Annotated in this window: 7 protein-coding genes and 2 pseudogenes; 7 read left to right on the plus strand and 2 right to left on the minus strand. The window is 67.1% G+C overall.

Annotated features, from left to right (window positions below):
- Nucleotides 1-147 precede the first annotated feature (147 nt).
- Entirely contained in the window at nucleotides 148-1,836 is a 1,689-nt protein-coding gene (locus tag AUL28_RS00840; RefSeq protein ID WP_156419846.1) for a heparinase II/III family protein, read from the plus strand.
- Between the two features lie 101 nt (nucleotides 1,837-1,937).
- On the plus strand, nucleotides 1,938-2,114 hold the full coding sequence (locus AUL28_RS22455) for a hypothetical protein (protein WP_156418315.1): 177 nt from the start codon (nucleotides 1,938-1,940) through the stop codon (nucleotides 2,112-2,114).
- Between the two features lie 40 nt (nucleotides 2,115-2,154).
- On the opposite strand, the gene AUL28_RS00845 is transcribed toward AUL28_RS22455, so the two are convergent.
- Nucleotides 2,155-2,565 carry an NUDIX domain-containing protein gene (locus AUL28_RS00845; protein ID WP_062230328.1) on the minus strand — a complete coding sequence of 137 codons (411 nt, stop codon included), beginning with the start codon at nucleotides 2,563-2,565 and terminating at the stop codon, nucleotides 2,155-2,157.
- Nucleotides 2,566-2,911: 346 nt separating this feature from the next.
- Between AUL28_RS00845 and AUL28_RS23210 the strand changes: the two are divergent.
- The 5 genes and pseudogenes from AUL28_RS23210 to purH form a co-directional block, all read left to right on the plus strand.
- Nucleotides 2,912-3,199, plus strand: a pseudogene (locus AUL28_RS23210) (PAS domain-containing protein); the annotation flags it as partial.
- A gap of 6 nt (nucleotides 3,200-3,205) precedes the next feature.
- Nucleotides 3,206-3,784, plus strand: a pseudogene (locus AUL28_RS23215) (methyl-accepting chemotaxis protein); the annotation flags it as partial.
- 404 nt (nucleotides 3,785-4,188) lie between these two features.
- Nucleotides 4,189-6,318 carry a HAMP domain-containing methyl-accepting chemotaxis protein gene (locus AUL28_RS00855; RefSeq protein ID WP_062230268.1) on the plus strand — a complete coding sequence of 710 codons (2,130 nt, stop codon included), beginning with the start codon at nucleotides 4,189-4,191 and terminating at the stop codon, nucleotides 6,316-6,318.
- Nucleotides 6,319-6,498: 180 nt separating this feature from the next.
- The gene (locus AUL28_RS00860; protein WP_082640150.1) at nucleotides 6,499-8,607 is read left to right on the plus strand and encodes a methyl-accepting chemotaxis protein; all 2,109 of its coding nucleotides are present in this window, start codon (nucleotides 6,499-6,501) and stop codon (nucleotides 8,605-8,607) included.
- Nucleotides 8,608-9,501: 894 nt separating this feature from the next.
- The gene (gene purH, locus AUL28_RS00865) at nucleotides 9,502-11,115 is read left to right on the plus strand and encodes a bifunctional phosphoribosylaminoimidazolecarboxamide formyltransferase/IMP cyclohydrolase (RefSeq protein WP_058602166.1); all 1,614 of its coding nucleotides are present in this window, start codon (nucleotides 9,502-9,504) and stop codon (nucleotides 11,113-11,115) included.
- Between the two features lie 49 nt (nucleotides 11,116-11,164).
- On the opposite strand, the gene AUL28_RS00870 is transcribed toward purH, so the two are convergent.
- Complete coding sequence (locus AUL28_RS00870; protein ID WP_062230272.1) at nucleotides 11,165-12,610, minus strand: MFS transporter; 1,446 nt, start codon at nucleotides 12,608-12,610, stop codon at nucleotides 11,165-11,167.
- Nucleotides 12,611-12,707: the final 97 nt, after the last annotated feature.

Consider the following 12,707-nt stretch of genomic DNA (forward strand, 5'->3'; position numbering starts at 1 on the left):
ATCGACGCTCAGGCGCCATTAGCGCCCTGTTAACCCTGATTGCGGAAAACTCGTGGCAAGAGGGGCTGCGAGAGGAACCGATCCGGTTTCGCCTCGCGCGTCCCGGATCGGTGCACAGGGCCGGCTTTGTCGGTCGGGGGACTTGCGATGACGACGGGATTTGTCGATGAGCCACGCCTTGCGGGGCTGATGGTCCGCGAGACGCTTCGCCGCCTGCGCGGCGTGGCTCCGGCCATGACGGCGTTTTCGCCCGTCGCGCGCCGCGCCGGGCGGCTGGTCGCGGTGCCGGCGGACCTGCGCCGGGGCGAGGCCTCGCTGGTCGAGAGCTTCTATATCGGGCGTCTGCCGCTGGCCGGGCATATCGTGGATTTCGGCACGACCTCGCCCTTCGTTCTGCGCACCGCGCCCCGGAGCTGGACTGGGGACCTGCACGGTTTCGGCTGGCTGCGCCATTTCACAGAGGCGGGGGATGCGCTCGCGGCCGAGCAGGCGCGCGTTCTGGTCGGCGACTGGATGCGCTTCGAGCGCAGCCTCCTGCCGCGTCAGGCCTTCGACCATGACGTGGTGGCGCGCCGTATCATCAGCTGGCTGTCGCATGCGCCGATCATCCTGGCGCAGGCCGACACCGCCTTCGTCCAGCGCTTCGAAACCTCGCTGGCGCGCCAGACGCGCCGCCTCGCCCGCGCCGCCTCCGCCGCGCCTGACGGCTTGCCGCGCCTTCGCGCACGCATCGCGCTGGCCTTCGCCGCCCTGTGCCAGCCGAGCCGGCGCTACCATGTGCGCTGGGCCGCCAAGTTCCTGGGCGAAGAGCTGGATCGCCAGCTTTATGCCGATGGCGGCCATATCTCGCGCAACCCGGCGGCAATCCCGGCGCTGCTGGCCGATCTCCTGCCGCTGCGCCAGCTCTTCGCCCATCGCAACCAAGCCATGCCGCGCGCCTTGTTCAGCGCGATGGACCGCCTGTTCCTGGCGCTGCGCTTCTTCCAGCATGGCGACGGGGCGCTGGCGCTGTTCAACGGTATGGGCCTGTCGGATCGGGCCATGGCGCTGGCGCTCCTGCGTTATGACGAAACGCTGGGCGAGCCGGTTTCGGCGCTGCGCCAGTCCGGCTACCACCGACTCTCGGCCGGCGGCACCACGCTTCTGGCCGATACCGGCGTGCCGCCCGCGCCCGCCGTCGCGGGCGAGGCCCATGCCGGCACGCTGGCCTTCGAATTCTCGTCCGGCCGCCATCGCATGGTGATCAATTGCGGCGCGACGGCGCGCGCCGAAGACGCTGGCCGTCGCCTGTCGCGCAACACGGCGGCGCATTCGACCCTCGTTCTCGCCGACCATTCCTCCTCGCGCTTCGCCAAGTCGCCCGTGGTGGATCGCTATCTCGGCGTACCGCTTCTGCCGGGGCCGACCCGCGTGCCCGTGACGCGCGAGGACTCAGGGGAGGGGCAGTTGCTCACCGCCGCCCATGACGGTTACCGCCTGCCCTTCGGCTTCGTCCACGAGCGGCAGATTCATCTGTCGCGCGACGGCGGGCGAATCGAGGGCGTGGATCGGCTTCTGCCCTCCACCGGGCGCGCGACCCGCGCCGCCAGCGAAGAGCCGCTGGGCCTCCTGCGCTTCCATCTCCACCCGGACGTAGTGGCCGATGAGACGCGGACCGGCATCCGCCTGTCCCACGGGAGCGAGGTCTGGTGGTTCTACGGCGAGGTCATGCCCCGGCTGGAGGACTCGATCTTCTTCGCCGATGCGATCGGCGCTCGGCCGACCTTGCAGATCACGATGGTGTTCGATCCGACCGAGCGCACGCAGCTCGGCTGGTGCTTCGAGCGGCAGAACTGACCATCAGCGGCTGACAACCGGGAACAGCCGACCTATCTGACGAGCCTTCAACGCATCCGCACTCCCATAGGGGCCAAGCGGATGCCGTTCGGGAGCCGTCCATGTCTCGCCTTGTCCTTTTATCGGCGCTTCTCTGCGCGAGCCTTGCCGGCTGCGCAGGCATGAACCGCGCCGTGGCCGTTCTGCCCAACACGCTGGACGATCTCGGCCGGCGCACCGAGCCCCTGCGCGCGGGCCGGCAGCCCGGCGACGAGGCCCTGGCCGCCACCAGGCGCTGAAACCCCGCGCACTATCCCTAACCGTGTGGTGTAAGCCGGCTTATCTCTGAAGCCGCCGCTGAAGCGCGGCGGTGGCCGTCACGACCGCGATCGAGATCTGCTCCGGCAGCGCGTCCAGCGCGAACCAGTCGAACCGTTCGTGCTTGTCGGGCTCAACGAGGCGGGGCTCGCCCTGCCATTCCTGTGCGACATAGACCGGCGAAACCCAATGCTGGCCTGCCTCCGGGTCGATCAGGTCCGCGACGCAGAGAAGCTCGAGCGGCCCGACCTCGATCCCCAGTTCCTCCAGCGTTTCGCGCCGCACTGCCGCCTCCGTCGGCTCGAACGGATCGACCTTACCGCCCGGAAAGCTCCAGGTGCCGGCCTCGGGCGCGCGCCGCCGCCGAACCAGAAGAAGCCGTTCGTCACGCCAGAGCGCGATTCCGCAGCCGAGCCTTGCTTCCGGTGTCATGCCCTTCTCCATCTCCCGCATGGCGCATCGAGTTGCATCATTCGTCTTATGCAACGACCCGTCGCGCGACAACATCCCAAGGAGGAGGGTCATCGCGTCGATTGGATTTCTCGACAATACGAAACATCAAGATTCAAGGCGTAAAGTGCCATTGCCGCTACGTTTATAAGGTTAGCTTGCAATGTTGAGCCGTTTTCGGAAAAATAAGGTCAAGCAACTCGCCGAGCGGGTGGCCGACCTGGAGCAGCGTCTTCATCTATTGGACGAAGATTGCGGTGTCGGTCTTTGGGACGCGGTGATCGTCGACGGCGATCCGGCCTCGCCGCACAGCCGCTGGTCCTGGTCGATGGAGTTTCGCCGTCTTCTGGGTTTCACCACCGTCGAAGAATTTCCCAACGTGCTGCAAGCCTGGATGGACCGGGTCCATCCAGAGGATGGGGCCTATGTGTTTGGCGCCTTCGGCGACTTCATGATGGATAAGACGGGCAAGACGGAATATAAAGTCGAGTACCGCATTCGCATGAAGGACGGCAGCTATCGCTGGGTCGCGGCTGTGGGTGGTTGCCTGCGGGATTCGCAGGGCAACCCGATCCGCACCTGCGGCGCGGTGCGCGACATCCACTCCCAAAAGCTGGTGGAGGAACAGCAGGCCCAGATGCAGGCCTCGCAGTCCAACGCCACGGTCGCGGCCTCGACCGCCATGGAAGAGATGGCCGCCAATATCGCTCAGAACGCCGACAACGCGACGCAGACCGACCGGATCGCCCAGCATGCCGCCGAGAGCGCGTTGCGCACCGGGAAGACCGTGGCGGAAGCCGTGACGGCGATGCGGGTTATTGCCGACAAGATTCGTGTGGTGCAGGAAATCGCGCGCCAGACCGACCTTCTGGCGCTGAACGCGGCCATCGAGGCCGCGCGCGCCGGCACGCACGGCAAGGGCTTCGCGGTGGTCGCCTCCGAGGTGCGCAAGCTCGCCGAACGCTCGCAGCACGCCGCAGCCGAGATCAGCGCGCTGTCGGCCTCCACGGTGACGATCTCCGAGCAGGCCGGCGACATGCTGAAGTCGCTGATGCCCGACATCGAGCGGACGTCCGAACTGGTGCGCGAGATTTCCTCCGCATGCCGCGAGCAGAGCGTCGGCGCGCAGCAGATCAACGAGGCGCTCCACGCCCTCGACCGGCACAATCTGGCGGCGGACGAAGCGAACCGTGGCGCAAGCGGCGCTCGTATTCGTCTGGTTGCGTAAGCGCGACGGGACGCAGCCTTCCCAGCTTCGAACCCTTGCGGATCGAAAGGCCGAAGGCCGTTCGCCGTTTGATGGGGCGGGGTCAAATCGATGGTTCGTGAGAGGGCTCGGCGTTTGACGCGTCGGGCCCTTTTCGCGTTGCGACTCCAGTGGCGCGCCTCGCGGTAGAAAATGCTGCGCCTAATGTATGTATTTATTACTATTGTGGCCGATCGAATATGGAAAGATGGCAGCGCTCGTCAATATCGTGGCAGCAAAATAACGAAACGCTGCGCGCCGGAGCTTTCTAGCGCGGCTCTATGAACAACCGTTGCACGAATTAACCGATATTTCAGCATAACACGGAGATATTATAGTTCAGAAGGTTGGGGATCGGTATGCGCGCGACGATAAAGTTGAAGCTTGGGGCCAGCTTTGGCGTCATTCTCGCGATGATGGGCACGGCCGGCTATTTCGGTGTGGCGTCGTTGCGCTCGGCCAATGACACGATGGAAAGCTTCGTCAACCGGCCGTTCGCGCAGAACAAGCGCCTCGCCAATATCATGAGGCAAACCGAAAGCGTCGGTCGCTCGATCGGCGCCCTCTCCTATGAAACCGACGACAGGCTGCGCGCCGCGTTGCGGGACGACAGCGAAGCCCAGATCGGCGCCACGATCGAGGAGCTGAAAGCCTATCGCGCCCAGATCGCCGCGGGCGACACCAAGGCTCTGGCGCAGGCCGCCACGCTGATCGAAGGCTGGCAGCATCTGCACCCGGTGCTGCTCGAAACGGTTCGGCTTCTCGACCAGAATAGTGCGACCAAGGCCGACGAGATCGTCCACATGCAGATCATGCCGACGCTGGATCGTCTGCAGGAAAGCCTGGGTGGCGTTCGGGAACGCCTGATCAAGGTCAATGCGAATGTTGGTGTGCGCGATCAACTGTCGAACCTGCGCGCCATCCTTCCCATGTTGCCCCTCATCGTGTCCGATGCTGCGAACCGCGTCGATGCGCAGACGATGGTTCATCTGAAGCAGCAAATCGACACGTTGCTCGGTCAAGCCGACCAAGGATTTGCGACCCTTTCCACAAGTCTGGGAACAGGGCCCGCAGGGGCGCTGATGAACAAGAGCCTGGGAGAATGGGGTAAGCTGCGCCCCCTGCTCCAGCAGGCCTTTGCCCTGGGCGAGGCGGACCGCACGGTTCAGGCCGCAGCCCTTCTGGCGAGCGGCGTGCGCCCGGCCCTGAACCAGCTCACCGAACAAGCCCAGGCTTTGTCGCAATACGAAGCCGGTGTTGCGAACCAGCTCGCCCAGGAGACGCGCGAAACCTATCTGACGACCCGCATGATTCTGATGGGTGTCGTCGGCGCTTCGCTGGCTCTGGGCCTTGGGGCGGCCGTGTGGATGTCGCTGTCGATCTCGCGGCGGCTGGCGAGCGCGGCCAAACTGTCCAACGACATCGCCGACGGCGATCTGACACAGGTCGCGGACGCGAAGGGCTCGGACGAGATCGGCGATCTCCTGCGCGCCATGAACCGCATGAGCGCCAAACTGTCCGAGATCATGAGCGAGGTCGTCGTCTCGTCCGGCCATGTGGCCACGGGCTCGGCACAGTCGGCGATCACGGCCGAGCGCCTGTCCTCGGGCGCCGCGGAACAAGCCGCGGCCTCGGAAGAGGCCTCCGCCGCCATCGAGCAGATGACCGCCAATGTGCGCCAGAACGCCGACAACGCCTCGACCACGGAGCGGATCGCCACGCAGGTCGCCGTCAGCGGCGAGCAGGCGGGCGCGGCGGTCGCCGCTTCGCTGGAGGCCATGCGCGTCATCTCCGAAAAGATCGCGGTAATTCAGGAGATCGCGCGCCAGACCGACCTTCTGGCGTTGAACGCGGCCATCGAAGCCGCCCGCGCCGGCCAGCACGGCAAGGGCTTCGCGGTGGTCGCCTCCGAAGTGCGCAAGCTCGCCGAGCGCTCGCAGCAGGCAGCCTCCGAGATCAGCCAATTGTCGGCCGATACGCTTCTCACCTCGCAGGAGGCGGGGCGCATGTTGCAGGCGCTCGTGCCCGATATCCGCCGCACGGCCGACCTCGTGTCGGAGATTTCCGCCGCCTGCCGAGAGCAGACGATCGGCACCGAACAGATCAATCAGGCGATCCAGCAGCTGGATCAGGTCACGCAGGCCAATGCCGGCGCGGCCGGCGAAATGTCGGCGACATCGGCGCAGCTTTCGGCCGAGGCGCAACGACTGGCGCAAAGCTCGGCCGCCTTCCGTCTGCGCGCCGGCGCGGCGCGCCCGCCCGTGGTCGCGCCGGCCCGCCAGGAGACCGTACGGGGGCTCCAGGACCGGATCCAGACCCTGCGCAGCCAGCACGCGGCGAACGAGGGCGCCAAGCCCGCCCGTCCCGTCAAGTCAGTCGCGGCCCCCAAGGCCCAGGTTTCCGACGAAATGACGGGCTTCGAGGGCGAGGCGAAGGGGTTCGACCTCGAACTGGACGACAAGGCTTCGTTCGAGCGCCTGAGCGCCTGAGAGGTCAAGGCGCGGTGCCGGCCACCGCGCCGCTGAATGGAACGCGAACGGTCGTAAGGGAAGATTGCGTTATTCGAGACAGGGCGCTCCGAATCTTACGGCACCAAAAGATGAGTCCGATTCACGGATAATTCAACGCCGTATCTCATGATCTTTTTCTTCGGTAAGGTGGGTCTGGCGATGCGTACATCGATCAAGTTGAAGCTTGGCGTGAGTTTCGGCGTGGTGCTCTTGCTGATGGGGGGCGCGGGCTACGAGGGCGTCGCGGCGCTTGGCTCCGCCAACCAAACGATGAAAAACTTCGTGGACCATCCGTTCGCTCAATCTCGCCGGCTGGCCAATGTCGTGGCCGAGACCGAGGCGGTCGGCCGTTCCATGGCGGCTTTGGCTCTGGTCGATACCGAGGACGCGCGAAGCCAGCTGCGCAGTGCGATCACAGGCAAGATCGACGCCACATTGAAGGAATTGCAGGCTTACCGCGATGGCATCACGCCCAGCCATCTGGAGGCGATCACCAAGGCGACGGCGCTGATCGAAAGCTGGCAAGCCATCACGCCCTTGTTCCAGTCCATCGACGCTCTTCTGGAACAGAACACGATCGTTCAGGCTGAGGAGATCAACCAAACCCAGATCGCTCCCCTTTTCAAACGGCTGACGGGCGAACTGCATTCCCTGCAAGAAACGCTGGCGGCCGCCAATGCGACCGGTCCGCTTCGCAACGCGGTATCGGAGTTACGATCGGCTCTGCCGACCCTGGTGGTCTATGTGGAGCGGGCGGGCAAGCGTCCCGACCCGCAGGCCGAAGCGTCCTTGAGGACGGACTATGCCACGCTGATGGAAAGCGCCGGTCGAAACGTCACGGTCCTTGCGGCCGCAAGCGACCCCGCTTCGATGATCGAGCCGGCCAAGGCGGCGGTCGCGGACTGGAACTCCTTGCGGGGATCCTTGGACCAGGCTTTCGTGGCGGGCCTCGGCGATCGATCTCAGGCAGGTGTTGGCCTGATGCTGAGCAAGATGCGGCCCGCACTTCTGCAACTGACGACAAATGCCCGCGAGCTTCTGGCCCATGAGACGGCGTTTGCCGACAAGCTCGCCGCCGACACGGATCAGACCTACGTTTCCACGCGCGCTGTCATGATCGCCACCATCGCGGCCTCCCTCCTGCTGGGCCTCGGAACGGCGGTCTGGATGTCGCTTTCCATTTCGCGTCGGCTGGGCCGTGCCGTCCAATTGACCAACGATATCGCCTCGGGCGATCTCACGCAGACCATCGCGGTCAAGGGCAATGACGAGATCGGCGATCTCCTGCGCGCCATGAACCAGATGAGCGCCAAGCTGTCCGAGATCATGTCGCAGGTCCTGTCCTCCTCCCAGCAGGTGGCAGGCGGCGCCCTGCAGTCGGCCGCGACGGCGGACCAGATGTCTTCGGGCGCCACGCAGCAGGCCGCCGCATCGGAGCAGGCGTCGGCCGCGATCGAGCAGATGAGCGCCAATGTGCGCCAGAACGGCGACAATGCCGCGACCACCGAGCGGATCGCCACGCAGGTCGCTGAAAGCGGCCAGAAGGCCGGTCAGGCCGTCGGCGCCTCGTTGGAGGCCATGCGTGAGATCGCCGAAAAGATCGCGCTGGTGCAGGAGATCGCGCGCCAGACCGACCTTCTGGCGCTGAACGCGGCCATCGAGGCGGCGCGTGCCGGCCAGCACGGCAAGGGCTTCGCGGTGGTCGCCTCCGAGGTGCGCAAGCTCGCCGAGCGCAGCCAAACGGCGGCGCAGGAGATCGGCCAGCTCTCGGCCCAGACGCTGCTGACCTCGGAAGAAGCGGGGCGGATGTTGAACGCTCTGGTGCCCGACATCCAGAAGACGGCCGATCTCGTGTCGGAGATTTCCGCCGCCTGCCGCGAGCAGACGATCGGCGTGGAGCAAATCAATCAGGCCATCCAGCAGCTCGACCAGGTCACGCAGGGCAATGCGAGCGCCGCCAACGAAATGGCCGCCACCGCGCACCAGCTTTCGGGCGAAGCGCAGCGGCTGACGCAGAACACGAGCTTCTTTCGACTTCGCGCAGGGGCCGAACGCCCCGCCGTGGTCGCCCCGTCCCGCCAGGAAAGCGTGCGCGAGTTGAAGACTCGCATCCAGACCGCGCGCGCGGAGCACGCTCCAGCCGCACCCACGCGGGCCTCGACGCGCCTTCGCGCGAATGCCGCGCCGCCGGTCTCACCGGAGCGCAGCGACGCCGGCTTCGCCCTGGATCTGGACACGGAGGCCGGCTTCGAGCGCATGAGCGCCTGACGCCGGTCAGACCGCCGCGCTGCGGCCCGATGGCGGAGAGGGGGCTTTGGCAGGCCTTTAGCCACGCGCCGCCTTGATCGCTCCGGCAGGATCAGCCGCGACGGACTTTTGTCTGGCCACGGCGGACAGGCGGCTGTTTCAACGCCCGCCGGGCCTCCTTGGCGATGTGGTGTCCTTGAGACCCCGCATTTGAAGCAATCCGGCATCGGCCGCATCCGCTGCCGCGCATTCTCACGGAAGCCTTCGCCGACCCGCGTGAGGATGCTTCGAACCCCGCTCGCAAGCGACAGCGATCCCACGGGTGGCTCGTGCCGTGGGACTTGTCGGGTCACGCCCGTTTCCCGCAGCCTCGCTTGCCGCAAGAGCGGGGACGCCCGCTCGACCCCGCCATTCGATGCTCGACCCGATTGACGCTTGCGGTGCGTCCGGAGGGTCCACGCCGCCTCTATCGAACAACCCGGCGGCCCGGCGGGTTTTCGCGCGCATCTTGGCTCGGCTCAGCCGAAACGGATGTGACATCATCGGCGTCGGGCGCTTTGCGGAAGCGAAACACCCATTATCAGACCGTTGCGGGCGAACTGGCTCTCCTGACGCAAGGCGACAAAGCAAGCGCGATCCGAGACAGAACGAAGCGTAGCTTCGCCGGCCATGCGGGGCGGGGCGGTCGCGCGGCACCGCCAACGTTCGCCGGCCGAACGACCGCGTCCCCACCCCGCCGTCTCGATACCCCTTCATCGGCTCGCAACGGGATATCGAACGATGGCCGCGCGGGGAGAGGACGGAATTCGCGCCGAGGCGTTGTTCCCTAGGCGTTTGCGCTCTATGGGGAGGCGATCGTTCCGGGGCTTCTCCCGCGCCCCGCCATCCGCCGCCCCTGCTGCCGGAGTGCCGCCCATGGCCGTCGCCGCCAATCTCTATCCCGCCCCCGATCGCCATCCCGTGCGCCGCGCGCTGCTTTCGGTCTTCGACAAGACCGGGCTCGTGGATCTGGCGCGGGGCCTTGCCTCGCGCGGCGTCGAGCTGATCTCCACCGGCGGCACCCGCGCGGCGATCGAGGCGGCCGGCCTGCCGGTGCGGGACGTCTCCGACATCACCGGCTTTCCCGAGATCATGGACGGGCGCGTGAAGACGCTGCACCCCAGCGTCCATGGCGGGCTTCTGGGCATGCGCGCCGACCCGGCGCATCAGGCGGCCATGGACGAGCACGGCATTTCGGGCATCGACCTTCTCGTGGTCAACCTCTACCCCTTCGCGCAGACCGTCGCCTCGGGCGCCGACAAGGCCGCGATCATCGAGAATATCGACATTGGCGGCCCGGCCATGATCCGCGCCGGCGCCAAGAACCACGCCTATGTCAGCGTTCTCACCGACCCTTCCGACTATGACGGCTTCCTCGCCGCCATGGACGAGAGCAAGGGCGAGGTCGATCTGGAGTTCCGCCGCCGTCTCGCGGGCAAGGCCTATGGCATGACGGCGGCCTATGACGCGGCCGTTTCCTCCTGGTTCGCGGGCGTCATGCAGGATGTCGCCCCGGCGCGCCGCGCCTTCGCCGGCACGCTCGCCTCCTCGCTGCGCTATGGCGAGAATCCGCATCAGAGCGCGGCCTTCTATCTCGACGGCTCCAACCGCGCGGGCGTCGCCACCGCTCGGCAGGTGCAGGGCAAGGAACTCTCCTACAACAATATCAACGACACGGACGCCGCCTTCGAGCTGGTGGCTGAGTTCGACCCGGCGCGCACGGCCGCCGTCGCCATCATCAAGCACGCCAATCCGTGCGGCGTCGCCGAGGGCGGCAGCCTGATCGAGGCCTACACCCGCGCGCTCGCCTGCGACCCCGTGTCGGCCTTCGGTGGCATCGTGGCGCTGAACCGCAAGCTGGATGCGCAGGCGGCGGCCGAGATCGTCAAGGTCTTCACCGAGGTCATCATCGCGCCGGAAGCCGACGAAGAGGCGATCGCGCTCGTCGCCGCCAAGAAGAACCTGCGCCTTCTTCTCACCGGCGGCCTGCCCGACCCGCGCGCGCCGGGACTTCTGGTCAAGTCCGTCGCGGGCGGCCTCCTTGTCCAGAACCGGGATTCCGGCACGGTGGATGCGCTCGACCTCAAGGTCGTCACCAAGCGCAGCCCCAGCGCGCAGGAAATGGCCGATCTCCAGTTCGCCTTCCGCGTCGCCAAGCATGTCAAGTCGAACGCCATCGTCTATGCCAAGGATCTGGCAACGGTCGGCATCGGCGCGGGCCAGATGAGCCGCGTCGATTCTGCCCGCATCGCCGCGCGCAAGGCCGAAGACGCCGCGCAGGCGGCCGGCGGCGAGGTGCTGACGCGCGGCTCGGCGGTTGCCTCCGACGCCTTCTTCCCCTTCGCGGACGGGCTTCTCTCGGCCGTCGCGGCGGGCGCGACGGCGGTGATCCAGCCGGGCGGCTCCATGCGCGATCAGGACGTGATCGACGCCGCCGATGAGCATGGCATCGCCATGGTCTTCACCGGGATGCGCCACTTCCGCCACTAAAGACGAAACCGGGCGAGGCGGCAGCGCCTCGTCCGCGCTCATGTCTGCGTCAGGGGGCAGCGCGCCCTTTCACGATCTGCCGGGGCAGAAGCGCGAGACCCGCAACGAAAAAGAGCGCGATCACGGCCATGCCGATGCGCGTGGCGGTGGTCGGGCCGGTCGCGAGGCTGGCGAGCGCTGTCAGCACCGCGACCAGCAAGGGCGCAAGAAAGCCCGTGGCCCGGCCGGCCAGCGCATAGAGGCCGAACCAGCGCGCCGCGTCCTCTGCCGGCACGGCCATGGCGAGCGCCGAGCGCGACGAGGCCTGAACCGGGCCGAAGGCGATGCCGATCAGAAGCCCGTAGAGAAGAAACGCCTTTTCGGCGGGCGCGGCGAAGAGGCCGCTGGCCCCCGCTCCGGGCGCGAAGGCGAGCGCGCCGAACAGAGTCGAGTCCGGCCCGGTCGAGACGATGGCGATCGTGGCCAGCGTCAGCATCGAAAGGCCCGTCAGAAGCACCGGGCGCGGGCCGAAACGCCTGTCGAGAAAGGCCGCGCCCAGGCACCCGAGGCTGGCCGCGACCGCCAGAAGCAGGCCGAACACGCCGCTCTCCGTCACCGTCCAGCCGAAGGTCGCCGCCGCGAAGGCCCCGCCGAGCACCAGCAGCGCGTTGATCCCATCCTGATAGAGCATCCGCGCGGCGATGAAGCGGGCGAGACGCGGATGATCGCGCAGGTCATTGAGCAGCGTGCGCCAGAAGGCGCGCACCGCGCCCCCGCTCGCTGGCGCTTTCAAGGCTGCCCGGCGCGGGCGGTCGGGCACGAAGAGAAACATCGGCCAGACAAAGGCAACATACCAGAGCGCGGCGAGCGGCCCGGCCGCGCGCGCGCCCTCGAACTGGGCAGGATCGAGCCCGAACCAGGGCGTGAGGCCGAGCAGCGTCAGGCCTCTTTCGGGATCGCCCGCCAGACCGCCCAGCGTGACCAGAAGCGCCAGAATGCCGCCGACATAGCCGGTGCCCCAGGCGATGTTGGACACGAGCCCGAGCGAGGCGCGGGGCACGAGGCTCGGCAGAAGCGTGTCGTTGAGAACGACCGAGAGTTCGGCCGCGACGCCCGCCAGCACCACCGCGACCGCAACCGGCCCAAGCGCCGAGCCGGGCGCGGCCCGCCAGAGCGCAAGGCAGGCGAGAACCTGCACGAGACCAAGGGCGAGAAGCATGGGTTTGACCGGCCCGCGCCGGTCGGCCCATTGGCCGACGACGGGCGAGGCGATGGCGATGCAGAGCCCCGTGAGGCTCGCGGCCAGCGCCCAGGTCGATTGGCCTTCCGCCGGATCGCTCGCCAGATGCGCCACGAAATAGGGGCCGAAGACGAAGGTGAGCACCACGGTAAAAAAGGGCTGCGCGGCGAAATCGAAGCCGATCCAGCTCCAGACGGAGATGCGCTTCAAGGGCGAGGCGGGGGGCTGTGCACCGTCTGAGGCCTGTGCCGGGATCGCGGACGGGGGCTCGGTCATGGCAGGCTCTCATGAGGACGCAGCGCGACCGGTTTAGCCGAGCCTTGCGGCCTTTCCAAATTGTCATTCCCATAGCGCGACGAAACGGCTTGTGGAG

Source organism: Aureimonas sp. N4, assembly GCF_001463925.1.
GTDB lineage: Bacteria > Pseudomonadota > Alphaproteobacteria > Rhizobiales > Rhizobiaceae > Aureimonas > Aureimonas ureilytica_A.